Origin of the sequence: Kitasatospora sp. NPDC085464, from assembly GCF_044541955.1 — a bacterium.
GTDB lineage: Bacteria > Actinomycetota > Actinomycetes > Streptomycetales > Streptomycetaceae > Kitasatospora.
In genome coordinates, this window is record NZ_JBITTM010000037.1 from 12,796 (window position 1) to 36,780 (window position 23,985).

At 73.9% G+C, this 23,985-nt stretch carries 20 protein-coding genes and 2 pseudogenes; 5 read left to right on the forward strand and 17 right to left on the reverse strand.

Features of this window, described 5'->3' with window-relative positions:
- Positions 1-28 precede the first annotated feature (28 nt).
- The 3 genes from ACIGG8_RS29570 to hutU are packed head-to-tail and all read right to left on the reverse strand — an operon-like array spanning position 29 to position 4,250.
- On the reverse strand, positions 29-1,381 hold the full coding sequence (locus tag ACIGG8_RS29570) for a formimidoylglutamate deiminase (RefSeq protein WP_396551876.1): 1,353 nt from the start codon (positions 1,379-1,381) through the stop codon (positions 29-31).
- Complete coding sequence (locus ACIGG8_RS29575; RefSeq protein WP_350520100.1) at positions 1,378-2,559, reverse strand: allantoate amidohydrolase; 1,182 nt, start codon at positions 2,557-2,559, stop codon at positions 1,378-1,380. The genes ACIGG8_RS29570 and ACIGG8_RS29575 overlap by 4 nt, the downstream gene beginning before the upstream one ends.
- A 20-nt stretch (positions 2,560-2,579) precedes the next feature.
- Complete coding sequence (hutU, locus tag ACIGG8_RS29580) at positions 2,580-4,250, reverse strand: urocanate hydratase (protein ID WP_396551827.1); 1,671 nt, start codon at positions 4,248-4,250, stop codon at positions 2,580-2,582.
- A 172-nt stretch (positions 4,251-4,422) separates the two neighbouring features.
- Between hutU and ACIGG8_RS29585 the strand changes: the two genes are divergently transcribed.
- A complete protein-coding gene (locus tag ACIGG8_RS29585; protein ID WP_396551828.1) occupies positions 4,423-4,995 on the forward strand; it encodes a Uma2 family endonuclease in 573 nt (190 codons plus the stop codon).
- A 1-nt stretch (position 4,996) separates the two neighbouring features.
- Here ACIGG8_RS29585 and ACIGG8_RS29590 read toward each other — a convergent pair whose 3' ends face one another.
- On the reverse strand, positions 4,997-5,317 hold the full coding sequence (locus ACIGG8_RS29590) for a hypothetical protein (protein ID WP_396551829.1): 321 nt from the start codon (positions 5,315-5,317) through the stop codon (positions 4,997-4,999).
- Between the two features lie 89 nt (positions 5,318-5,406).
- Positions 5,407-6,276 carry a MurR/RpiR family transcriptional regulator gene (locus ACIGG8_RS29595; RefSeq protein ID WP_396551830.1) on the reverse strand — a complete coding sequence of 290 codons (870 nt, stop codon included), beginning with the start codon at positions 6,274-6,276 and terminating at the stop codon, positions 5,407-5,409.
- A gap of 262 nt (positions 6,277-6,538) precedes the next feature.
- Here ACIGG8_RS29595 and ACIGG8_RS29600 point away from each other — a divergent pair, with 262 nt between their 5' ends.
- Positions 6,539-6,961, forward strand: a complete 423-nt coding sequence (locus tag ACIGG8_RS29600; protein WP_396551831.1) for a hypothetical protein — start codon at positions 6,539-6,541, stop codon at positions 6,959-6,961.
- A gap of 28 nt (positions 6,962-6,989) precedes the next feature.
- Here ACIGG8_RS29600 and hutH read toward each other — a convergent pair whose 3' ends face one another.
- Together hutH and ACIGG8_RS29610 are read right to left on the reverse strand one after the other, a co-directional pair.
- Positions 6,990-8,567 (reverse strand): histidine ammonia-lyase, encoded by a 1,578-nt coding sequence (hutH, locus tag ACIGG8_RS29605; protein ID WP_396551832.1) that lies wholly within the window; start codon positions 8,565-8,567, stop codon positions 6,990-6,992.
- Between the two features lie 140 nt (positions 8,568-8,707).
- Positions 8,708-8,986 (reverse strand): annotated as a pseudogene (locus ACIGG8_RS29610) (glycosyl transferase); the annotation flags it as partial.
- 20 nt (positions 8,987-9,006) lie between these two features.
- Here ACIGG8_RS29610 and ACIGG8_RS29615 point away from each other — a divergent pair.
- Positions 9,007-9,207: a TetR/AcrR family transcriptional regulator C-terminal ligand-binding domain-containing protein gene (locus tag ACIGG8_RS29615; RefSeq protein ID WP_396551877.1), complete on the forward strand. Its 201-nt coding sequence runs from the start codon at positions 9,007-9,009 to the stop codon at positions 9,205-9,207.
- Here ACIGG8_RS29615 and ACIGG8_RS29620 read toward each other — a convergent pair.
- The gene (locus tag ACIGG8_RS29620; RefSeq protein ID WP_396551833.1) at positions 9,204-9,554 is read right to left on the reverse strand and encodes a hypothetical protein; all 351 of its coding nucleotides are present in this window, start codon (positions 9,552-9,554) and stop codon (positions 9,204-9,206) included. The two genes, ACIGG8_RS29615 and ACIGG8_RS29620, sit on opposite strands and share 4 nt — an antisense overlap.
- Positions 9,555-9,912: 358 nt before the next feature.
- On the opposite strand from ACIGG8_RS29620, the gene ACIGG8_RS29625 reads away from it, so the two are divergent.
- Together ACIGG8_RS29625 and ACIGG8_RS29630 are read left to right on the forward strand one after the other, a co-directional pair.
- The gene (locus tag ACIGG8_RS29625) at positions 9,913-10,347 is read left to right on the forward strand and encodes a Pycsar system effector family protein (RefSeq protein WP_396551834.1); all 435 of its coding nucleotides are present in this window, start codon (positions 9,913-9,915) and stop codon (positions 10,345-10,347) included.
- A complete protein-coding gene (locus ACIGG8_RS29630) occupies positions 10,344-11,054 on the forward strand; it encodes a Crp/Fnr family transcriptional regulator (RefSeq protein ID WP_396551835.1) in 711 nt (236 codons plus the stop codon). The genes ACIGG8_RS29625 and ACIGG8_RS29630 overlap by 4 nt, the downstream gene beginning before the upstream one ends.
- Before the next feature lie 10 nt (positions 11,055-11,064).
- Here the strand turns inward: ACIGG8_RS29630 and ACIGG8_RS29635 are convergent, their stop codons facing one another.
- The 9 genes and pseudogenes from ACIGG8_RS29635 to ACIGG8_RS29675 form a co-directional block, all read right to left on the reverse strand.
- The gene (locus tag ACIGG8_RS29635) at positions 11,065-12,669 is read right to left on the reverse strand and encodes a hypothetical protein (protein WP_396551836.1); all 1,605 of its coding nucleotides are present in this window, start codon (positions 12,667-12,669) and stop codon (positions 11,065-11,067) included.
- Positions 12,666-13,511, reverse strand: coding sequence for a protein phosphatase 2C domain-containing protein (locus ACIGG8_RS29640; RefSeq protein ID WP_350520033.1), 846 nt, complete (start codon positions 13,509-13,511; stop codon positions 12,666-12,668). The genes ACIGG8_RS29635 and ACIGG8_RS29640 overlap by 4 nt, the downstream gene beginning before the upstream one ends.
- 227 nt (positions 13,512-13,738) lie before the next feature.
- Positions 13,739-14,416 (reverse strand): hypothetical protein, encoded by a 678-nt coding sequence (locus ACIGG8_RS29645; RefSeq protein ID WP_350520032.1) that lies wholly within the window; start codon positions 14,414-14,416, stop codon positions 13,739-13,741.
- Between the two features lie 62 nt (positions 14,417-14,478).
- On the reverse strand, positions 14,479-16,221 hold the full coding sequence (locus tag ACIGG8_RS29650; protein WP_396551837.1) for a hypothetical protein: 1,743 nt from the start codon (positions 16,219-16,221) through the stop codon (positions 14,479-14,481).
- Entirely contained in the window at positions 16,218-18,395 is a 2,178-nt protein-coding gene (locus tag ACIGG8_RS29655; RefSeq protein WP_396551838.1) for a hypothetical protein, read from the reverse strand. Before ACIGG8_RS29655 ends, ACIGG8_RS29650 begins: the two co-directional genes overlap by 4 nt.
- A gap of 101 nt (positions 18,396-18,496) precedes the next feature.
- Positions 18,497-19,273, reverse strand: a complete 777-nt coding sequence (locus ACIGG8_RS29660) for a hypothetical protein (protein ID WP_350520029.1) — start codon at positions 19,271-19,273, stop codon at positions 18,497-18,499.
- Positions 19,274-20,097: 824 nt separating this feature from the next.
- Positions 20,098-21,255, reverse strand: a pseudogene (locus ACIGG8_RS29665) (diguanylate cyclase domain-containing protein); the annotation flags it as partial.
- A 347-nt stretch (positions 21,256-21,602) separates the two neighbouring features.
- On the reverse strand, positions 21,603-22,727 hold the full coding sequence (locus ACIGG8_RS29670; protein ID WP_396551839.1) for an adenylate/guanylate cyclase domain-containing protein: 1,125 nt from the start codon (positions 22,725-22,727) through the stop codon (positions 21,603-21,605).
- 173 nt (positions 22,728-22,900) lie between these two features.
- The gene (locus tag ACIGG8_RS29675) at positions 22,901-23,794 is read right to left on the reverse strand and encodes a biotin--[acetyl-CoA-carboxylase] ligase (RefSeq protein WP_396551840.1); all 894 of its coding nucleotides are present in this window, start codon (positions 23,792-23,794) and stop codon (positions 22,901-22,903) included.
- Between the last annotated feature and the right edge of the window lie 191 nt (positions 23,795-23,985).

The following is a 23,985-nucleotide window of genomic DNA, read 5'->3' on the forward strand; positions in this document are numbered from 1 at the left end:
GGGGTTCGGCGGGGCGTTCGACGGGGGTTCAGCAGTCCAGCGCGCCGATGGCGGACCGCAGCGCGCCGGGCACGTCGGCCACCAGCTGGTGCACGCCGTCCCGCACGACGTGCCGGCCGCCGACCACCACGTGCCGCACGTCCGCCGCCGAGGCGGCGAAGACCGCGATCTCGGCGCCGAGCCGGGGCGGCGGGCCCGCGGTGCGGACCGAGTCCAGCGCGATCACCGTGAAGTCGGCGAGCGCCCCGGCCTCGACCCGGCCGGCCTCCGGCCAGCCCAGCGAGGCGTGGCCGTCCTCGGTGCCGGCCCGCAGCAGCGCGTTGGCCGTCCAGTGGCCGCGGGTCCGGGTGCGCAGCCGCTCGTCCAGCTCCAGCGCGCGGGCCTCCTCGAACGGGTCGATGACCGCGTGGCTGTCGCTGCCCAGGGTGATCGGGCAGCCCGCCGAGGCGAGCCGGCGGGCCGGGCCGATGCCGTCCGCGAGGTCCCGTTCGGTGGTGGGGCACATGCAGACGGTCGTGGAGGAGTCGGTGAGGAGCTTGACGTCCTCGTCGGTGAGGTGGGTGGCGTGCACGACCGAGGTGCGCGGGCCGAGCGCGCCGTGGTCGGCGAGCAGCCGGGTCGGGGTGACGCCGTGCGCGGTCAGGCAGGCGTCGTTCTCGGCGGTCTGCTCGGACAGGTGGACGTGCAGCGGCGCCTTGCGCATCGCCGCCCAGTGCGCGACGATGCCCAGCTGCTCGGCCGGGACGGCCCGGACCGAGTGGATGGCGGCGCCGATCCGGGCGTGCTCACGGGGCTTGAGCGCGTCCACGCGCTCGGCCCAGGCCTGCGCGTCGCCGTCGCTGAACCGCTGCTGCGGCTTGGTGGGCTCGGCGCCGAAGCCGGCCGACAGGTAGCAGGTGTCCAGCAGGGTGATCCGGATGCCGGCCCGGGCGGCGGCCTCGATCAGCGCCTCGCCCATCGCGTTCGGGTCGGTGTAGCGGGCCCCGCCGGGCGCGTGGTGCAGGTAGTGGAACTCGCCGACGGCGGTGATCCCGGCCAGCGCCATCTCGGCGTAGACGGCGGTGGCGAGCTCCAGGTAGGCGTCCGGGTCCAGCGCGCCGGCGAAGCGGTACATGGTGTCGCGCCAGGTCCAGAAGGTGCCGGAGCCGACCTGCACGTGCCCGCGCAGCGCCCGGTGGAAGGCGTGCGAGTGGGCGTTCGCCTGCCCGGGCAGCAGCAGCCCTTCGAGCCGGACGGCGCCGGGCGGGCAGGGCCCGCTGTCCGGCGTCACCGAGGTGGTCCGGCCGTCGGGGCCGGTGGCGATCAGCACGTCCCGCTCGACCACCGGCCCGTTGGGGTGCGGCAGCCAGGCGTACTGGGCCCAGTAGCTCACTGCGGTCACTGACACGCGAGGTCCTCCAGTACGTCGGCGAGGGCGGTGACCCCGGCCAGGCAGTCGGCCACCTCGGCGTGTTCGGCCGGGGAGTGGGAGACGCCGCTGGGGTTGCGCACGAACAGCATGGCGGTCGGGATCGCGGACGCCAGGATCCCGGCGTCGTGTCCCGCCCCGGTGGGCAGCACCGGGGCGTCCAGCAGCTTGGCGAGCCGGTCGCGCAGCGGCCCGTCGAAGTCCACCACCGGGGTGTAGGACTCGCGGGTCAGCTCGACCCGGACGCCGTCGCGCTCGCCGCGCTCGGCGGCGGCCTGCTCGATCTCGGCGACCAGCGCGGTGAGGGTGCGCTCGTCGGCCGCCCGGGAGTCCAGCCAGCCGCGCACCAGCGAGGCGATCGCGTTGGTGCCGTTGGGCTCGACCGCGACCTTGCCGAAGGTGGCCAGCGCGCCCGCCAGCTTCGCCTTCTTGCGGGCGGCGAGCACGGTGTTGGCGTAGGTCAGCATCGGGTCGCGGCGGTCCTCGATCCGGGTGGTGCCGGCGTGGTTGGCCTCGCCGTGGAAGTCGAACCGCCAGCGGCCGTGCGGCCAGATCGCGCCGGCCACCCCGACCGGCTGCCCCTCGGCGAGGTAGCGGCCCTGCTCGACGTGGAGTTCGACGAAGGCGCCGATCCGGGCCAGCCGGTCGTCGTCCGCACCGATCCCGGTCGGGTCGTAGCCGGCCTTCTCCATCGCGTCGGGCAGCCGGACGCCGGCGGCGTCGCGCAGCTCGTACGCGGCCTCCTGGGAGAGCACGCCGGCGGTCAGCCGGGAGCCGATGCAGGCCACGCCGAACCGGGCGCCCTCCTCGTCCCCGAAGTTGACGATCGCCAGCGGCCGGGTGAACTCCGTTCCCCGGGCGCGGAGTTCGTCCAGCGCGGCGAAGGAGGAGACCACCCCGAGCGGGCCGTCGAAGGCGCCGCCGTCCGGGACGGAGTCCAGGTGGGAACCGGTGACGACGGCGCCGCCGGCCTGCGGATCGCCCAGCCAGGCCCACTGGTTGCCGTTGCGGTCCAGCTCGTACGCCAGACCGCGGTCGCGGGCCTGCTGCTCGAACCAGGCGCGGCACTCGGCGTCGGCGGAGTTCCAGGCGAAGCGGCGGTAGCCGCCGGTGGAGGCGGAGCGGCCCACGGGGAGCAGCTCCGCCCACATCTCCTCGAAGGACGGGACCGTCACAGTTCACCCATCGGGACGCGCACGCCACGCTCGGCGGCGACCTCGTCGGCGCGGTCGTAGCCGGCGTCCACGTGCCGGATGACGCCCATGCCCGGGTCGTTGGTGAGCACCCGGCGGATCTTCTCCCCGGCCAGCGCGGTGCCGTCGGCGACGGTGACCTGGCCGGCGTGGATCGAGCGGCCGATGCCGACGCCGCCGCCGTGGTGGATGGAGACCCAGGAGGCGCCGGAGGCGACGTTGACCATGGCGTTGAGCAGCGGCCAGTCGGCGATGGCGTCCGAGCCGTCCAGCATCGCCTCGGTCTCCCGGTACGGGGAGGCGACCGAGCCGCAGTCCAGGTGGTCACGGCCGATGACGATCGGCGCGGACAGCTCGCCCGAGGCGACCATGTCGTTGAAGCGCTCGCCGGCCTTGTCGCGCTCGCCGTAGCCGAGCCAGCAGATGCGCGCGGGCAGGCCCTGGAAGTGCACCTTCTCCTGGGCCATCTTGATCCAGCGGTGCAGCGACTCGTTCTCCGGGAAGAGGTCGAGGACGGCCTTGTCGGTCTTGTGGATGTCCTGCGGGTCGCCGGACAGCGCGGCCCAGCGGAACGGGCCCTTGCCCTCGCAGAACAGCGGGCGGATGTACGCGGGGACGAAGCCGGGGAAGGCGAAGGCGCGGTCGTAGCCGGCCAGCTGGGCCTCGCCGCGGATCGAGTTGCCGTAGTCGAAGACCTCGGCGCCGCGGTCCATGAAGCCGACCATGGCCTCGACGTGCTTGGCCATCGACTCGCGGGAGCGCTGGGTGAACTCGGCGGGCTTCTCGGCCGCGTAGGTCGCCATGTCGTCGAAGGCGACGCCGACCGGCAGGTAGCTCAGCGGGTCGTGGGCGCTGGTCTGGTCGGTGACGATGTCGATCGGCGCGTCCATCGCGAGCAGCTGCGGGAAGAGCTCGGCGGCGTTGCCCAGCAGGCCGATGGAGAGCGGCTGCTTCTTGTCGCGGGCGGCGGTGGCCAGCTCCAGCGCGTGGCTGAGGTCCTTGGCCTCGACGTCCAGGTAGCGGTGCTCGATCCGGCGGGAGATGCGGGACGGGTCGCAGTCGATGCAGATCGCCACGCCGCCGTTCATGGTGACGGCCAGCGGCTGGGCGCCGCCCATGCCGCCGAGGCCGGCGGTGAGGGTGATGGTGCCCTCCAGCGTGCCGTTGAACCGCTTGTTGGCGACGGCGGCGAAGGTCTCGTAGGTGCCCTGGAGGATGCCCTGGGTGCCGATGTAGATCCACGAGCCGGCGGTCATCTGGCCGTACATGGTGAGCCCGAGGCTCTCCAGTCGGCGGAACTCCTCCCAGTTGGCCCAGTCGCCGACCAGGTTGGAGTTGGCGATCAGCACGCGCGGCGCCCACTCGTGGGTCTGCATCACGCCGACCGGGCGGCCGGACTGGACCAGCATGGTCTCGTCCTGCTTCAGGCCCTGCAGCGTCTTCACCATGGCGTCGAAGGAGCGCCAGTCCCGCGCGGCCTTGCCGGTGCCGCCGTACACGACCAGCTTCGACGGGTGCTCGGCCACCTCGGGGTCGAGGTTGTTCATCAGCATCCGCAGGGCGGCCTCCTGCTGCCACCCCTGCGTCGTGAGCCCCGTGCCACGCGCCGCGCGCACCTCGCGCGGCCCGCTCGCCTGCTGCTGCACCATAGTCCCGGCCTCCCTGCGGATGGATTCATTCAAGCTCTGTTCGACTGAATATAACTAAACAAGCGGGTTTCGACCAGACCCCGGAACAATCCGATCAAGGCGTGAGACAACACGGCCGCCCGCCATACGCTGGGGCCCCGAACACCAGCCACTCGGCCCATCAGAGGACCTCATGGCAACCACCCCCGTGCGCCCCGGCGCCCTGCGCCGAGCAGCGGAAGAGATCGAGCGCAGCACGGAGCTGCGAGTCGAGATCATCGGAGGCGCCCTGCTGATGTCTCCGCCCCGCCGAGGCAAGCACGCCGGAACCGTGCGACGACTCCGCGAACGGATCGGCTCACGACTGGCCGGAGGACTCGGCGTCTACGAGTCGGCGCCCGTCGGCCCGCCGGACGCCGAGGACGACTACGCGACTCCCGACCTGCTCGCACTGCCCATCGAGTGGGAGAACAACGACGCCTGGTTGGCCGAACCTCGCCGCACCGCCCTCGCCGTCGAGGTGGTTCCCACCCTGTCGCCCGTCAGCCACCTCGCGACCAAGACCAGCTGGTACGCCGTCGCGGGCGTGCCGACGCTCCTCGCGCTCGACCCGCGCGACGGCACCTGGACGCTCTACACCCACCCCCGCGACGGTGCCTACCAGGGCATCCTGCACGGCAAGTACGGCGAGCCCGTTCCGCTGCCCGCGCCGCTGCCCGCCGCCCTGGACACCTCCGACCTCCCGCTCTACGCGCCCCGCAGCTGAGTCAGGCCGCCGCGTCGCCGTCCCAGTCGATGCCGATCTCGGCGAGCCAGCGGCGGTCGTCGGCGTCCGGGGTGGGCGGGGACGGCGGGCGGGGGATGTTCTGGACGGGGCCGAGGCCGTACTTCTCGGCGGCCACGGCAGCGCGGGCGTCGGGTTCGATGACGCCGACGTGGACGGCGGACTCGTCGCCCGGGTCGAGGACGGTCAGTTCGGGTTCGGGCAGGCGCCGCAGGGTGACTCGGCGCCCGCAGGTGGGGCAGGACCATTCGTCGGCACCCGAGGCCAGGCGGGCGACGAACTTCATCTCATGGATCACGCGCATGGGTGACACCCCCTGCAGGAGGGGATGCCCGGGTTTGTGACGGCTACTCCCCCGCCGCTGCTCCAGGCCGCGTCCGTTCCGGGCTGCGGCTATTCCAAGAAGAGCCCGCGCGCCGCCGCCGACTGCTCGATCGCCTCCAACCGGGCTTCCGCGCCCGGGAGTTCGTCGCACATGGCCTGCAGCAGCACCCGGCCGAGCATCATCGGCGCGCACGCGGTGTCGAAGACCAGCCCGGTGCCGACGGCGGCCGGCAGCATCAGGTCGGAGAGCTTGGCGACCGGCGCGAAGGCGCTGTCGGCGACGGTGAGCACGGTCAGCCCGCACTCCCGGGCCACCGCCAGGGCGTCCATCAACTCCCGCGGGTAGCGCGGCAGCGCGAAGCAGAGCAGCGCGGTGGCCCCGGCCGCGGCGGCCTGTTCGAGGCGGTCGGCGAGCATGCTGCCGCCCTCGTCCAGGAGCCGGATGTCCGGGTGCACCTTGGCGGCGAAGTAGGCGAAGCCACGGGCCTGCGCCGAGGCGGCCCGCAGGCCGAGCACGGGCAGCGGGCGGGAGGCGGCGAGCAGCCGGGCAGCCCGGATGATCGGCTCCGGATCGGCGAGGAGTTCGGCGAGGTGGCGCAGGTGCGCGATCTCGGCGAGCACGGCCTGCTGGTGCTCGTTGCGCACCGCGTCGTCCGGGGTCTCCGGCGCGGCCGGCTCTCCCCCGCCGAGTTCGCGCAGCTGCTTGCGCAGCGCCGGGTAGCCGTCGTACCCGAGGGCGACCGCGAAGCGGGTGACGGAGGGCTGGCTGACGCCCGCGAGTTCGGCGACCTCGACGCTGGACAGGAACGGCGCCTCGGTGGCGTGCCGCACCAGGGAGTGCGCGATCCGGCGCTGGGTCGGCGTCAGCCGGTGGCCCTCGAAGAGCTGGAGCAGCCGGGCGGAGGGGCCGACGCTGCCGGTCTCGTCGGTGGCGGTCATCAGCGGTACCTCCGGGTGCGAGCGGTTCGGACGACGACTGTGCAGCAGCGGGCCGCGCCTGGCAAAGACGTCTCGTACGGCGGGACGCAACGTGAGACGTCCCGCGGATCGGACCGGATCGAACGGTATCCGGACACTTCCGAGCCGGGCCCGGACGGTCGCCGGGTCCGGCTCGGGGTAACCCTGATTTGTCCCTGAGCCCGCCCGGATTCCCCCCGCGAACGGATGGACCGGGCGTCACCGCGGGGCCAGGCTGGACCCCATGGACACTCGCCAGGACGATCTGCGGCGCGACCTCGACGCCACCCTGCAGGCCCGCAAGGAGCTCGGCAAGGAGTACGAGGACGAGCTCGTCGACTCCTTCATGAAGCGCCTCGACGCCCGCCTGGACGCGCGGGTCGAGCGCTCCGTGGCGCAGCGGATGGACGACCACGAGCCGGGTCCGTACCGCGACCGCCACCACCGGTCCCGCCGCCAGGGCTGGACCAAGCGCTCCGGCAGCGGGCTCGCGGTGGTCTCGATGGCCTTCGGCATCCCGTTGACCGCGATCGCCGGCAACCCCACGAACGGCGGCTTCGCCGGTCTGCTGGTCTGCTGGGCGGGCATCGTCGGGGTCAACTTCGCCGCCGCGTTCGGCGAGCGCCGCAACCGCGAGGACCGTCGGCCGCGGAGCGACTGGGACTGAGCCCCGGCCGCCCCGCGCCGGCGGTGCGTCAGGCCAGCGGGCCGGTGACCTCTTCGACCGCGCGCACCAGGTCGCCGGAGGCGACCAGCGCCGCGGCCGCCTCCAGGTCCGGCGAGAGGAAGCGGTCGCGGCCGGCGCCGCCGACCCCCGCCTCCCGGGCGACGGCCAGCGCGGCCGCGGAGGCCGGGGCGATCCGGCCGGCCGAGTCGGCCTGCTGACGGATCTCCAGCGCGCGGGCGGCGGCGGTGAGTTCGACGGCGAGGATCCGGCCGAGGTTGTCGACGGCCTGGCGCAGCTTGCGCGCGGCCGACCAGCCCATCGACACGTGGTCCTCCTGCATCGCGGAGGACGGGATCGAGTCGACCGAGGCCGGGACGGCGAGCCGCTTGTTCTCGCTGACCAGCGCCGCCTGGGTGTACTGGGCGATCATCAGGCCGGAGTCCACGCCCGGGTCGTCGGCCAGGAAGGCCGGCAGGCCGTGCGAGCGGGCCTTGTCGAGCAGCCGGTCGGTGCGGCGCTCGGAGATCGAGCCGAGGTCGGCGGCGGCGATGGCGAGGAAGTCCAGCACGTACGCGACCGGGGCGCCGTGGAAGTTTCCGTTGGACTCCACCCGGCCGTCCGGCAGCACCACCGGGTTGTCCACCGAGGCGGCGAGCTCGCGGGAGGCGACCAGCTGGGCGTGCGCCAGGGTGTCGCGGCCGGCGCCGGCCACCTGCGGGGCGCAGCGGATCGAGTACGCGTCCTGGACGCGCGGCGCGTCGTCCTGGTGGTGGCCGGTGAGGCCGGAGTCCTTGAGGACGGCCAGCATGTTGGCGGCGCTGAGCGCCTGGCCCGGGTGCGGGCGGATCGGGGCGTGCAGCTCGGGGGCGAGCACCTTGTCGGTGCCGAGCAGCGCCTCCAGGCTCATGGCGGCGGTGATGTCAGCAGTGGTGAACAGGCGCTGCAGGTCGGAGATGGCCATGACCAGCATGCCGAGCATGCCGTCGGTGCCGTTGATGAGGGCCAGTCCCTCCTTCTCCAGCAGCTCGACCGGCTCGATGCCGGCGGCGGCGAGCAGCTCGGCGACGGGCTTCTCCTCGCCGTCCGGGCCGGTGGCGGTGCCCTCGCCCATCAGGACCAGCGCGCAGTGCGACAGCGGCGCGAGGTCACCGGAGCAGCCGAGCGAGCCGAACTCCCGGACCACCGGGGTGATGCCGGCGTTGAGCAGGGCGGCCATGGTCTGCGCGACCAGCGGACGCACCCCGGTACGGCCGGAGGCCAGCGTCTTCATCCGCAGGAACATCAGCGCGCGGACCACCTCGCGCTCGACGGCCGGGCCCATGCCCGCGGCGTGCGAGCGCACCAGCGACCGCTGCAGCTGGGCGCGCAGCTCGGGGCTGATGTGCCGCACGGCGAGCGCGCCGAAGCCGGTCGACACGCCGTAGACGGGGCGCGGCTCGGCCGCGAGGGCGTCGATCCGCGCACGGGCGGCCGCCATCTCGGCGAGCGCGTCGGGACCGATCTCGACCCGGGCGTTGCCCCGGGCGACGGCCAGAACGTCCTCGGCGCTGACGTCGGCCTTGCCGACCAGGACCAGCGGAGCGTCGGGGGCCACAGCACTGTGCATATCCATATACACCATCACATCAGGTGAATGAAGATATGACAACAGGTGCTCGCCATTCGGATTCTCCGACCTCGGCGTCCACAGCGCACCCCGCAGCCCCCTCGCACCCCCGCCACCCCCACCGCCCCGCCGGTACTCCCCTACGACCCGAGCTCCGCCTCGATCAGGTCGACCGCCCGGCCGGTGCCGCCCTCGGCCCGTCCGGCGGCGGACAGCTCGCGCAGCCGCTCGGCCACCGCAGGGTCCCCGACCAGCTCCAGCAGCGCCACCCGCAGCGCCTCCGGGGTGGCCGCGTCGGTGTCCAGCCGGCGGGCGACGCCGAGACCCACCAGCGCGTCCGCCTTGGCGAACTGGTCGACGGCCTGCGGCACCGCGATCATCGGCACCGCGTGGAACAGCCCCTCGGTACCGCACCCGCCTGCTGGACCCCCTGCTGGAGATCACCCGCGACCGCCTCCGCAGCGCCCGCGAGGCCGGCCAGCTCGCCCCCGACGCCGACCTCGACCTGGCCCTCGAACTCCTCTACGGCCCGCTGCACTACCGCTGGCAGTACCGGCTCGGCCCGCTCGGCCACGACCACGCCGAACGCCTGGTCGACGCCGCACTGCGCGCCCTCGGACCGCGGCCCGCGGACCGCTAGCGGCGGTTCGAGCGCCTGACCCAGAGGACGACCAGGACCGTCACCAGCAGGGCGATCAGCAGCGCCGTGGTCAGCCACCCGAGGAAGCCGTGGAAGAACCCGTGGAAGAAGCCGCGCTTCACCTTCTTCTTCGTCTTCGACTTCGACTTGGACCCGGCGAGCCGGGCGATCCGGTGCGCCCCGGCCCCGTCCCGCGCCTGCGGCACCTGCTCCGGCGCCGTACGCGCCGCTCCCGCCGCCCCCGCCGTCCGCACCACCGGCACCGCCGACGCCGGAGCGGCCACCGCCACCCCGCTGCCGAGCACCAGCACCCCGGCCACCGCCGCACCCGCCAACCGTCTGCCCACGCCACGCCCCCCGTTACCGCTCGACCGGCCACCCACCATCCCACCGCCGCGCCCCCGGTGACAGCCCCGGCCCCCGACCGCGACCCACCCGCGACACACCGGTCACCGAACCGGAACACGCCCGGGAGCACCCGGCGTCCGGGCCCCTTGCACCCCGCACCCGACGGAAGCAGTGGGCCGGGTCCGGGTCGAGGCAATCCCGGCCCCCGGCGACCGCCGCGCGGATATGCTGCAACGGCGGAGTCCGGGGCCGGAACCGGCAAGCCGGGGGAACCGCGCAGAACGGTCGTCCGGGGGGCCTGTGTCGAACGAAGAAGCAGTCAAAACCGCCTGGCAGATCCATGGTTCGCTGACAGAGGTGACCGGAAGGGTCGATTCCAAGGCATCCTTCGCGCTCACCATCGAGTCCGCCGCGCTCGGCGCGATCGTCGCCCTGTCCGGCACCGGTACCACCCTCGGCCGCACCTCGGGAGCGCTGCCCGCAACGGCCTTCTGGCTCGGGGTGGCCATCCTCGCCCTGGCAGCGATCGCCGCCGTGTCGGTGGTCGTACCGCGCGGCGGGGGCAAGCACGAGAGCGACGCTCCGAACTTCGTCTACTACGGCCAGCTCCGGCACTGGACGCCCGACCGGCTCGCCACCGAGCTGGACGGCGCGGACCTGCTCCCCCTGCTCAGCAGGCAGTTGGTGGAAATGAGCCGGATCATCTGGATCAAGGACCGCCGGGTACGGCAGTCTCTTCTGCTCGCCATCGCCGGTTGCTGCCTGGTCGCGCTGGCGGGGCTGCTGGGATGAGACCCGCCGGATCGGCGTCGGGCGGACGCGTTCCGTTCTGGCACCTGCTGGACGCCCCGGCCCGGGCGGAACTGGCCGCCGTCGCCCGCCGGGTCCACTACCCGGCGGGCGACTCACTGCTCCAGCAGCACGAGCTCTCCGACCACCTGCTGGTGGTCGAGCGCGGCTGCGTCAAGGTCCTGGTCGAGTCGGGGGCCGGCTACCGCGCGATCCTCGCCATCCGGGGCGACGGCGACCTGCTCGGCGAACAGGCGGGCCTCGACGGCGGCTCCCGGTCGGCCACCCTCCACGCGCTGACCGACGTCATCGCGCTGCACATCCCGCTCAGCCGGTTCGGCCCCATCAAGCGGGACAACCCCGTCGTCGCGCAGGCCCTTCAGCAGGTGCTCTCCGGCCGGCTGCGGGAGGCCGACCAGCAGCGGGCGGCCACCGGCTCCGGCGTCGTCCGCACCCGCCTGGCCGCCCTCCTGCTGGAACTCGCCGAACGCTACGGAGATTCGACACCCACCGGCGAGGTCAAGATCTCGCTGCCGCTTTCCCAGGACGACCTGGCCGGCCTGGTGCTCAGCTCCCGACGAACCGTCAACCGGCTGCTGGAGGAGTGGCGGGACGCCGGGTGGCTGCGAACCGGGCGCCGGGTGATCGAACTGAACCGGCCGGAGGAGCTGGCGGAGCTGGCCCGCCCCGAGGGCCGGATCCCCCCTTAGCAGTCGGGGTTCAGATGGCGTCCGGGTCGCAGCGGGCCAGCCCGTAACGGTCCGCCACCGGGTTCCACGCCTCGGCGAAGGCCTTCTTGGCGGCGGTCGCCACCTGACTCTGACCGTATCCCTCGTCCCAGTCCGCAGTGTGCGGCGCGTTGCCGTCGCATCCGGCCACGTCGTCCGCCCACCTCGCGAACGCCCGGTCGGCTGCCGCGGAGGCCTTCCAGGCCGAGGACAGCTGGGCCGCCAGGGTCGCGCCACCGGGCAGTGCCGAGGTGTCGACGGCCTGCAGCCGGTTGACCAACGAGTCCCGGCCGACCGCCGCCTGGCGGAGCTGGGACGCCCGGTACCTCACGTCCGCCGCGCTCCCGCAGCCGTCCGCGGCCTGGACCGCGGACGTGACGACCTTGCGCGTGCCGTCGTTCCGGTTCAGCAGGGCGTCAATGGCCTTCGCCTGGTCCGCGGAGGTGCCCACGGACGTCCCGCTACCGCCGGTCGCACCTCCTGTGATGCCGTAGCTCCCGTTCGGCGTCGTCCCGTCCATGGGCGCGACAGCCGGCCACGACTGCCCGGTCGACGCGGAGTCGGTTCCGGAGCGGTCCCCGAGCACGGACACCCCCTTGATGCCCGCCCACACGAGCAGGCCCGCCACCAGCATCGCCAGCAACACCCGGCCCGGGCCGGGCGGGGTGGCGGAGGGCGGAGTGGCGGGCACCGTGGCGGACACCGTGGAGACATCCGGCCTCCGCCGGGCGGACGGCCCCGGCCCGGCCGTCGGCGGCGCCCGCAGCTCCTCGATCGCCCGGAGCAACGGCCTTTCCCAGTCGGCCAGTTCGGGCCGCCGCCGGGGGTCCGTGCCGAGCGCCGTCGCGGCTAGCCGGCCGAGGTCCGCCGAGAGCATCGCGACCACTCCGGTGTCCCGGCTGTCCTGCTCTCCGGCGAGCAGACGGACCACCAGCAGGCCGAACTTGTAAGAGTCCCCACGTCCGGTCGCCAGCGGTTCGCCCTCCGGCAGGCTCCAGTCCGGGGTCTCCCGCTGGTCGAGCGCGTCCCGGCCGTCGACCCGCATCGCGTCGCAGTCGATCAGGAAGCAGCTCGGCTCCGTTCCCAACCTGAACAGCACGTTCTTGGGCGAGAGGTCGCCCACCACCACGCCCAACCGGTGCAGGCCCGCGAGTGTCCGGGAGAGGTCGAGCAGCAGCTGCAGCCGCTGCTCGTCGCTGATCGAGATCCCGACCCGGCGCAGGTAGCCCTCGTCGTTCAACAGGAACTGGAAGCCCGCGAGGTTCCGCCCCGCCTGTGGCGAGGTGATGAAGAAGCTGTCCGGCACCAGGCGCATCAGGATGCCGCAACGGCCCTGGCCGTCAGACACGACGGCGGCCGGCCAGGCCAGCCGCTCGCACAGCCAGAGGCCGGTCTCGGTGGGCAGCCCGGGCACGAACTCCACCATCGCGTCCAGGGCCGGGCCGTCCAGTTCGTTCCGGCAGGCTGCGGAGTACTCCTTGTACGCCACCGGCCATTCGCCGTTGATCTTCCGGTCGGGCAGCGCCCAGACCGTGCCCTGGCCACCCTGGCCGAGCTTGTCACCCCTGGTCAGTCGTTCGACCCGGACCTTCGTCACGGTTGTGCCTCCACGGCGGAGGCGGGCCAGACCACGAGCAGGGTGCGGTCGTCGTCGAAGGTCTCCCGGGAGAAGTCCAGCAGGTGGGCGAGCCCGCGGGGCTCCAGGGAGGGCGCCAGGTGCTCGGCGAACAACCGGCCGACCGGGCCCGTACCGTCGCCCAGCGGGCCTCCGAAGCCGTCCGTGCCGACCAGCAGCCGGTCCGAACCCGACACGAGCGCGGAGTGCGATCGGACGTCGCCGGGCACCCGGGGCAGTGCCACCACTGCCGAGGAGGCCACCGGCCCGCCGCTGACCGGTTCGCGGATCACCGACATGAACCGGCGGCCCCCCGACAGCAGCCAGGCCCCCGAGTCCCCGACGGACACCAGGTGGACGTCCAGCCCCAGCGAGGAGGGCACCACCACACCCGTCACGAGCGTGGTGGCCATCAGGCGCTCGGCCGCCGCCGCGTCCTCCCGGGACAGGCCGAGGATCTTCGCCGTTTGCGCGACCAGTTGGTAGGCGGCGTGGTTGAGCACCTCGGCCCAGGCGAGTTCGTCCGGGCGGCGGCCCTCGTCCAGCTGCCTGGTCACCGTGTCCACTGCCGTCCGACAGGCGAGGGTGGCTCCCAGGTGCGACTGCGCGGCGCCGGAGACGCCGTCCGCGACCGCGAAGACCAACGCCCCGGATCCGTGCAGCCCCACCGCGACGTCGTCCTCGCGGGGCCGCCCGTTACCCCGGTGCGCGTACCCCCGGACGGAGGCGAGCCGGACCCGTACGTGCTCGCTGGACCAGCCGTCGAAGATCGTGTCCGGCCGGTACGAGGAACCCGACGGCGGCTTGGGCTCGAACCGGTCCACCGGACGGTCCAGTTCGACGGGCGCCCACCGAGAGGGGGGCGCCGCGTACACCGAGTCGCCGACCGGGCGACCGGGCTCCGCCGGCGGGTGCGACGGCCTGGCCGGGGCGGGCAGGAAGCCGGCCGGACCCGTCCGCGACGGCCCTGCGGCCCGCGGTACGAACGGCGGTACGGTCGGCGGCGCGGCCCGGCCGTCGGGGCCGGCCGCGCGGTGCTCGGGGCTCATCGTCACACCACGTCGATCGCCATGCGGAAGCCCTCCGGCTTGTCCACCACCAACTCCGCGTTCCCCGCCGCGAGTGACATCCCGGACGCGACGATGCTCGTCGTCAGCGCCGAGCAGAACTTGGTGATCGCCGCGCCGATGTCGGCGCCCGGGATCTGCACGAAGGCGTAATTCCGGTCGGTGGCGACGTTCAGGATCGTGGCGGCATCGGCGGCGCCGATGCCGAACGCCGCGATGTTCGGCGCCACGCCCCGGGACCGGTCGGTCAGCTGCCGGTGCACGCTCGCCCAGTCCTCGTTGCTGTTGGGCTGGCCGTCGCTGAGGAAGAACACCGCGGGCCGGTAGACCGTGTACCCGGCGCTCTTCAGCTCCTGCACGTCCTGCGGGATGCGGGTGAGCAGCGCCGTGAACGCTGCCCGGTAACTCGTCCCGCCGCCGGTGCTGGACAGGACCGGCAGCTCGTCCTCGTGCCGCAGGTCGGCCAGGCTCATCCGTACGTCGACCCCGTTCGAGAAGCCGAGCACGGAGAATCTGACTTTCGCCGCCGCCATCGGTTCGGCCAGCAGCGCACGGTGCAGCGAGGCCAGTCCGGCGTTGAGTTCGCCGAGGACGGGTGTCATCGAGCCGGACTCGTCCGCCACCACGTACATCGGGATCAGGTTGCCGCGGTTGTCGGCCATGGTCGGAAATGCCTTTCGGTTCCGGCGCCGTGGGCGCCTCGTCGGGATGGGTCGGGGGTGGCTCAGCCGGTGCCGCCGAGCCGACGCAGGCCGGGCGGGCACTCGATGAACAGGTCCAGTCGGCCGCCGGCCAGGCCGCGGCTCAGGTAGAGCACGGAGTCGCGCAGCAGCGAGGCGAAACGCTCGGCGGCGGTGGCCAGGTCAAGTCCGGGCTCGGCCAGGAACGCGAGTTCCGGGTAGCGGGCGATCGCTCGGATCTCGGCCTCGTCGGCCCGGCCGATGCCCACCGAGATGACCGTCGGATAACGGGGGTTGGTCGCCGGGTCGGTCAGCGCCCTGACCGCTTCCCGCCATCGCACGCCCTCCTCGCAGACCCCGCCGAACAGCACGAACAGCACCGGGCGGTGGACCACCGGGTGCTCGGCCTTGAGCCTCGCCAGGTCCTCCGGGAGCTGCTTGCCCAGACGCTCGAACGCCAGGTCGTGCCGCGCGCCCGCGCGCACCGTCAGCTCCGGCATCACGGTGGTCCACTCGACCGCCGACATCGGCAGGTGCGCCGTGGTCTGCCCGGCCGCGCCGAGCACCGCGATGCGCAGTCCGGTGGCCGTCTCGGGCGGGGTCAGCAAGGCCGAGTGCAGGCCGCGCAGCGCGTTGTTGAGGCCGTCGAGGCAGCCGGCGACGGCCGCCGACTCGTCGATCAGGAGGTAGACCGGGAGCACCCCGCTCGCCGGGCCGCTCCCCTGCGCGTCCGCGACCACCGTCCCCACCAGTGCGGACGGCGCGGACGGGCCCGCCGGGCCGGCCGGACCGCCCCACCGTACGGGCCGCAGCGCCGTGGCCGCCCCGCCCGCGAGCGTCGAGCCCTGGACCCTGTTCAGCGCCTGCTGCCGGATCACCTCGACATCGGCCGGCTGGATGAGGTCGTTCGCGACCATGAACTTGAAGACCTCGACCGAGCGTTCGTCGAACTGCTCCTGTCGGCCGACCAGTGCCGTCTCCCAACGGCTGCGCATCTCGACCGCCTCGGCGATCCGGTCCGGGTGCTCCAGCACGAACAGCCGGATCAGGCCGCCGATGTCGAGGTCGCCCTCGCCCAGGAGCCTGCGCCGCTCCGTCTGCAGCTCCAGCTTCGCCGTCTGTTCCAGCTTCTCCCGGGCGATCCGGCCGTCCAGCTTGATCCGGTCGACCACTTGCTCGCCCCGGGCCTCGGCCTCGGCCCGCACCTGCGCCGATTCGGCCAGCCGCAGCTCCCGGTCCGCCCTGGTCAGACTCGTGATGTACTCGCGCGCCGCCTCGTCGGGGCGCAGGTCGACCACGCAGCGGTAAATGGTGATGCCCTCCGGCAGCACCATCTCGTGGTCGCAGTCCTGGTTCATCCGGTGCTCGGCCAGGGCCGCCTGGTGGATCGGGAAGCCGCGGGCGATCCCCCGGAGCACGGCGGCGATGTGCCCGTAGACCACGATCAGGGCGTCGGTCACGTTCCGGCGGACCACCTCGACCGGGTCGTGGACCCGGAAGCCCACGTCCACGACCGCATCGAAGCAGTGGGCCTGGTCCTGGGAGGGCAGCGGCCAGCTCTTCAGGTGCGCGGTGCGTCGGTGGTCGCTGAGGTCCACCTCGTACCTGGTGCGGTACTTGCCGAGGAACTGCTGCGACCAGCTCAGCGGCTTTCCCTGGAACCACGCGAGTTCGCCATCGTAGGAGGCGTACACCGCAGCGGCGCTCGGCTTCAGTGCCTTCACCGGGCCGGACAGTCCCCGTGGCACCGGCTCCTCGCTGATGATCAGCGGCAGGGTGGGGGTCATCTCGGATTCTCCAGTCGGTCCAGTTCGGCCGCGACCGCGGCGGCGGTCCTCGGCAGTGGGGCGATGCTGTGGGCGCCCGACCAGTCGGCGGCCTGGCGGCGCAGGATGGTGGCGGTCCGCGGGTCGCCGTCCGCCAGCGCACCGGCCATCCGTACGAAGATCACCCGCAGTCCGGGGTCCCCCTCGGCCAGCCGGGCCCACAACTGGAGGACGTACTCGGAGGCCGATCGCTGGACGGCCTCGTTCAGCGCCGCGCGCCACAGCTCGACGAACGGGGCGCGCAGCACCGGCTCCCGGTCCGTCCGTACCAGCAGGGCAGGCCAGTTCGGCATCACGGCCGGCTCCGCGAGCGTCTCCGTCTCCACCACCAGCTGGGCGCCCACGGCCAGGAAGGCCAGCAGGACCGAGGGACGGGCCCGGTGGTCGGCCAACGCCGTGCACAGCCTGCCGAGCACCACGGCGGTCAGCCGGTCGTCGTCGGCGAGGATGTCGGCCAGACTGTCGCCGACCGCGATGGCGACCTGGATGTGGTCGACCACGCAGAGTCGGGCCAGGGCGTCGACAGCGCCCAGCGGCCCGGCGCCGCTGAGGCTCAGCGCGAACACCCGGGCCGCGGTCGCCTGGACCAGCGGGCGGGCGGTGTCGCCGAGCCAGCCGGCCGCCAGGGTCCTGACCATGCCGCTCAGTTCGGGGTTCTTCGCGCTCACCGACAGGGCGTGAGCCACCGCGGTCCGCCGACGACGGTCCGGGCTGGCCGCCCAGGAGTGGAGGACGTGGTCCAGCACGTACTGGAAGGACTGGTCGGCGAGCACTCCGAGGGCCACCCCTGCGTGTGTGCGGACCTGTTCCGACGGGTCGGCGACCAGCTCGCCGAGCCAGTCCAGCAGCACCTCGTGCAGCGGGTACTCCGTCCAGACGTGCTGGATCAGCCGCCGCGGGTAGCCCGGGTCCTTGTACTCCAGGGCCTCCGCGGGTACCCGCCCGGTGGCGCTGAAGAACCGCACCGGCACCGTCCGGGCGCGCAGCTGGGCGAGCCGCCGCCGACGCGGCACCTGGTACGGCTCGCGCACCCGCGGCAGGTGACCGTCCGCGGCGGCCAGCACGGTGTAGTCCTCCGTGCCCAGGCGGCGGTGGAGCGCCCGGGCCGCCGCGACGACGTCCTCCTGCGGGAGGCCGTTGAGCACCGCCAGGGCGACGGCGTAGCAGCGCAGGAAGGGCTCGTCCAAGTTCTCGGCCCAGATCTCGAAGTCCTCGACGCCGCGCCGGGCCAGCTTCTCCCGGACCGCCGCGAGGTCGGGCAGCCCGGTGGCCGAGGACTCCGCGGACTCGCCCAGCGCGGAGGCGAGTCCGGCCGCCGCCGAACACGCGCCGTCCGCGCCGAGGCACTCAGCGAGGAACGCCGGTACGCCCGATCGCTTGAGCAGCAGCGTGGCGGCCGGCTCGCCGAGCCGCCAGTCCAGGTGGTGGCGGACGATCCGGGAGGGCTCCGGCGGGCCGGACAGCTCGATGACGTGGCCGAGGACCTCGGAGTCGACCAGCCCGCTCTCTTGGCCGACCGTCAGGACCAGACGGGCCCCGGCGCGGTGGAGGGCGCCGTCCAGACCCTGGAGGAACGGGCCGTCCAGGATGGAGCAGTCGTCCGGCTGGTCGACCAGGAAGCCGACCGGCTCGCCCGGGCCCTCCTGGGCGTCGGCCTCCAGCCGCTCGACGAGCGCTCCGAGATCGGAGGTGCGGTCCAGGCGGTAGATCCGGTCGACCGAGCGGCCGAGCAGGAGCCGCAGCGCGGCCGTGGTCTTGCCGGAACCGCTCGGGCCACGCAGGATCGCGAGGTTCCGCTTGCCGAAGTCGGCCCGCAGCTCGTCCCAGCCGACCGGATCCGCGAAGGCGCTGCGCACCTGCTCCAGGACCAGCGGGGAGACCAGGCGCAGCGGCGCCCGGCCGCCGCCGACCAGGAAGACGTTCTTGTCCCCGGCGACCATGTCGCCGTCGATGCTCGCCAGCGCGTGGCGGACGGTGTCCCGGCGCAGCATGCCCTGGGCGAACTGGGTGGCCTCCGCGCTCTCCCGGGCCGCTCCGCTGCGGGCGGAGCCGCCCTCCGGCGGCTCCCCGCCGACATCGCCGGACGACCCGCCGTCGGCACCCTCGCCGGCCGGCGGGCCGTCCGCGGGAGGCACGTCCGGCCCGGCCCCGGGCGGTGCCGCCGGGCCGGACGAGCCCCCTCCCCCGTCGGCCGGCGGAACCCCCGTCACCGCCGGCCCCGCGTCCCCGGGCGTGGTCATCGACGACCCGGGGCGTTCGGCGCGTGGTACACGTTCTTGTCACCGGCCACTTGGTCCCCGTGCACCACCCCCGCGTGGAACACCACACCGCCCTTCGGACCGGTGTCCGGGCCGCCCTTCGGCCCGCCGACAGGACCGGAGGCGGGGCCGGGTCCGGCATCGGGACCGGGGCCGGCGACCAGCCCGGGCGGAGCCGGATAGCCGGGCACGGTGATCCATCCCCGCGCGGCGATCCCGTGCTTGGCCTCGAAGTCGACGGGCAGGTAGGCCGCCGGGTCGACGGTGCGGTACTCGTGACGGACCACGGCCTGGTAGACCTCGTCGGAGACGATGAACGCCAGGTTGGCCCTGGCCGCCCGGGCCAGCACCTCGCGCAGCGGCACGGCGTCGACCAGCCGGAAGGTCCAGTTCACCGCGTCCCCGGACCAGCCGTCCGGGTCGCGGCTGACCAGCCCCTGGTGCAACGCCACCCTGAAGCGCAGGGCGTGCGCCTCGTTGAAGATCCGCGCCTTCTCCGCGAGGCAGTCCTCCAGCGCCCGGACGAGCGCCCCGGCCAGCAGCACCGGCGAGACGTGTGGCTGCACCAGGAGCAGCACGCCGTCCCCGCGGTCCTCGGTGGCGACGGCCGCGCCCGGCAGGCCGGTCTCCGCCAGCGCCTCCCGGAGCACGTCGTACATCGCTTCGCGCAGCGACCGCTGGACGGGGTTCGGCCGCGCGCTGAACCCCTCGATGTCGAGCACCACGATCCAGTGGTGCACGGCCGCCAGTGTCATCCCGGCTCCTCCCGGCTCGACGTCGACCACGACCCCATTGGTACGCCGCCTGGAGGCGCGCTTCTGCGCCAAATGGCGCACAGCACAAACTTTCTGACTTCTGGACAGGCGGCAGGTCGCGGGCATCGGCCAGGGTACGAAGGGCGTCCGGGCACCGGCTCGGCGTTGTCCGGATCGTTACTCCGGCCCCTCCGTACGCGCCTGCGAATGCGCCCCCGCGTGCGCCCCACCGCGCGCAGGAACCGCCGTCCGCGCGCTCACACCACCGGGGGCGAGGCCGCGCCCGCCAGGGCGACGGCGGCCAGCGCGCGCATCGCGCAGGCGGCCTGGCCGAGGGGGAGGGTGGCGTCGTCGGCGAAGAGTTCGACGAGCCAGCCGCCGGCCGCGTTCTGGCCGCCGGCCGCGACCATGCCGCGGTAGCCGGAGACGACGAGCATGGCCTCCTCCGCCGGGTCGTTGCCGGCGGCGCCGGCCCGCAGGGCGAAGGCGCCGCCGCGGACGGCGCGGCGGGTCATCGGGTAGTGGCGCAGGTCGAAGACGGCGTCGGGGGCCTCGATCTGGGCGCGCTGGGTCTCGGCGCGGGTGCTGCTGGGGCCGCTGGTCATCCGGTAGACGGCGTGCTGGGCGGTGCGCATGAGGTGGGAGCCGGGCGGGACGTACGAGACCCACCAGCCGACGGCGTCGAGCAGCCGGGCCGAGGTCTCGGCGACGACGACGAGCTTGCCGAGGGTGTCGGCCGGGTGGACGGCCCGCGCCGCGGCGGCCTGGTCGAGGGCGGCGAGGACGGCGGTGAGCAGCTGGCCCGGGTCGGCGCTGTGGGCGGCGCCGCGGAACCGCCGCCGGTCGCCCGTGCCGGCCCGGCCGTTCGGCCCGCGCCGCCCGTCGGCCCGGTGGTGCGGGTCGGCGGCGTCGGCGAGCAGCACGGTGGGGTCGGGCGAGAAGCCGGGGCCGTGGCTGCGCCCGGCGACCACCGGGTGGGCGGCGCGGGCGGCCTTGGCCCGGTACTGGGCGGCGTCGGCGAGCCGGAAGAGCCGGTCGGGGGTGGTGACCGGACCGATGGAGTCCCCGGTGGAGGCGACGCCGCAGGCCACGCCCTCGCCCTCGGACAGCGCGAGCGCCCGGGCGCACAGCTCCTCGGCGACGGCGACCACCTCGTCGGCCTTCTGCCCCTCCACCAGCAGGCAGAACTCGTCGCCGCCGAGCCGGGCGGCGAGGCTGCCGGGAAGCTTGGCGGCGGCCAGTGAGAGCTGGTGGGCGAACCGTTCCAGCAGCCGGTCGCCCATCTCGTGGCCGAGCTGGTCGTTGACCCGCTTCAGCCCGTTGACGTCGCAGACGACCAGCGAGACCACGGTGTTGTGCCGGTTGTGCGCCTCCAGCGCGCTCTCCAGCCGGGCGTCGACGGCGCGCCGGTTGGCGAGGCCGGTGAGCGGGTCGGAGAAGGCGAGCTTGCGCAGGTCGGCGAGGCGTTCGGTCTGGGCGAGCCCGGCGGAGACCTGGGCGGCGAGCAGGGTCGCGTAGTCGGCGTCGGCCTCGGTGAACTCGGGCATCCCGACCGACCGGGCGAGGTACAGCTCACCCCAGGCCTGCCCGTGCAGCACGATCGGCGCGACCACGCAGCAGGCCCGTCCGCGCCGGCGCAGCGCCGCGGCGCGTTCCCGGCAGTACGCGCCGGCGGTCGGGTGGGTGTGACCGGCGTGCGGTTCGGTGTTCTCGGCGCTCTGCAGCCAGGCGCGCGGCAGCCGCCCGGTGGTCCAGCGCTCCTCCAGATAGGTGACGATCTCGGGGAAGTCGGCGACCGGGTACGACTCGTCCTCGGGCAGTTCCTCCTCGCCCGGGGCGAGGTCGCCGTGGTTGACCAGCACCCGCAGCCGGCCGGACTCGCGGTCCCAGACCGAGACGGCCGCCATGGTGGCGCCGAGCGCCTCGGTGGCCCGGGTGGCGGCGGCCCGGACGGCCTCCAGGGGGGTGAGTGCGCCGGCCATGTCCTGGGCCAGCTCGACCACGGACTGCAGCCTCAGGTCGGGCAGCGGGTCGCGGTGCCGCGAGCCGCCGCAGTCGCAGCCGCGGTCCGTCATGATCGCCTCACTGCTCACCGGCTCGCCTCGCTCCCTGTGCTCGGTCCTGCCAGACCCCCGTCGCCCGGTCGCACCCGACCGGCCGCTTGCACCAAGACTATGGCGGTTTCGTTCGGTTATGCCCCGTTTGCCCGGATGGACCATCTCAGAACCGTACGGGTTTCAACCGTTCGACACCCGCAGAACAGCAGCCGAACCCCTCCCGTCGCCGCCCACTCCGTCCTCCCGGCGCCGTGCCGCACAGCGCGCCGCCGCTACTCCGGCTTCAGCCGCCGGGTGAGCAGCCACGGCTCCACCAGTCCGAGCCCCCGCACCGGCCGCCGCCACATCGGCTGCAGGTGGAAGCGGGCGCCGGCGTCCGGCCCCGGCATCGGCAGCCCGGAGGCGGGCATCCCGGCGGCGGCCGACAGCGCCTCGGCCAGGCCCGGCCCCTCCGAGTCGGCCGGGGCGACGCTGCCGTTCTGCTCCAGCGCGGCGGCGAACTCGCCGTCGATCAGCACCGCGTCCTTGGGCGCGATCGACGTGAGCCGGCTGGCCAGGTTGACGGTGGTGCCGAAGACGTCGCCCATCCGTGAGGTGACCGTGCCGAAGGCCATGCCGACCCGCAGCGGCGGGATGGCGTCGTCCCCGGCCAGTGCCTCGATCAGGCTGAGCGCGATCTCGGCGGCGGTCGCCGGGTCCTCCGAGACGTAGAGGATCTCGTCGCCGAGGGTCTTGATCACCCGGCCGCCCTGCCCGGCGATCAGGTCGGAGCAGGTGTTCTCGAAGGTCTCGACGAGCTCGCCGAGCTCCTCCTCCTCCAGCCGCCGGGACAGCCGGGTGAAGCCGACCAGGTCGGCGAAGCCGACGGCGAGCCGTCCGCTGGTGATCTCGTGGTCCTCGGCGGCCTGCACCACCCGGCCGGTGACGGCGGCCAGCTGGCGCCGCCAGACGTACACCAGGAACTGCTCCAGCTCCGGCAGCAGCAGCTCGACCAGCGGGTAGGCCACGTCGGCGCGGGTCAGCCCGGGTTCGACGGACTGGGTGAGGTTCTCCAGGAAGGTGTCCATCTGCCAGCCGGCCAGCCGGGCCGTGGTCTGGCCGGTGGAGCGGGCCACCTGGATCGCCATGGACTCGCTCAGCAGTCCGGACTCGACCAGGCCGGCGAGGCGCCGCAGCGCGATCACGTCGCCGTCGGTGAGCGCCCTGGACTGGCCGATGTCGGGGAAGCCCATGGCCCGCCAGAAGCGGGTGGCCAGCTCCATCGGGACGTCGGCGGCGCGCGCGGCCTGGTACGGCGTGTAACGGCGCGGCGCGTCCAGGATCAGGCGTTCCAGTTCGAGCGCGACCGTGGGGTCGTGGCTGCCCGCCGTCGTGCCGCTGCTGCCGTCCTCTGCCACCGGTCCGTCCCCGTGCGGTCGCCGCACTCGCCTCGTGTCCTACCTGTCCGGGCGCACCGCCCGCCACCCAGGCGGGCAGTGGCGCGCCTCACACCGCTGCCAGGTGGAATGTTCGCACGGAATCGCCGGATCCGGGGCATCAGCCCGGGTCAAGGAGAGGTGAAGACTGCCGTTCAGCGGGGCTCGGGGCGCACGTGGACGACGTCGCCCGCGCCGACCGCCCGGCGTGCGCCGTCGGGCGTACGAACCACCAGCCGCCCGTCGCCGTCCACCGCCACCGCCTCGCCGGCCAGCTCGGTGTCGCCGGGCAGGTGGACCTTCACCTGGCGGCCGAGCGTGGTGCAGCGGTCCACGTAGGCGCGCAGCAGGTCACTGGCGTGCGGGTCGCCGGCGGCGGCCGTCCACTCGCGGTACAGCTCGGCGAGTTCGCGCAGCAGGGCCCGCAGCAGGGTGCCGCGGTCGGTGGTGGCGGCGCCGGCCAGCGCGAGCGAGGCGGCGGTGGGGACGGGCAGCTCCTCGGCGCGCAGCGAGACGTTGAGGCCGAGGCCGACCACCACGGCGCCGCCGGCCAGCTCGGTGAGGATGCCGCCGACCTTGCGCTCCGCGCCGTCGATCTCCACCTGCAGGTCGTTGGGCCACTTCAGCCCGACCTCGACCTCGGCGATCCGGCCGAGCGTGCTGGCCGCGGCCACCCCGACCAGGATCGGCAGCCAGCCGTAGCGCTCGACCGGCACCTCCTCGGGGCGCAGCAGGACGGACAGGAACAGCCCGGAGCGGGCCGGGGCGGTCCACTGCCGGTCCAGCCGGCCGCGCGCGGCGCTCTGCGCCTCGGCCACCAGCACCGCGCCCTGGGCCGCGCCGGCCTTGGCCCGGGCGGCGAGGTCGCTGTTGGTGGAGCCGGTCTCGGTGACGACGTCCAGGGAGGTCCAGAGCTCGCCCGGCACGAGCAGGTCGTGGCGCAGCGCCTCCTCGTCGAGCGGCGGACGGTCCAGGTCGGTCCACGGCGACGGTCCGGTGTGGCCGAAGCCGCGCAGTCCGCTGCGGCGGGGGGTGTCGGAGGCGTTCATGCGGGAAACCCTAGGGCGTGAGCGCAGCCGGGGGGCGTAGGCCGCCCCATCGTCCCGCAGAACGGCCGTCAACAAAACTGTGTCGATGGCCATAACGCCAGGACGTGCCGGATCGCCCTCTGCGCTGGCTACGCTACCCAGCGGTAGTTCGTAGCGCCGCCCTGCCCTCATGCGCGGGCCCCATCCACCCG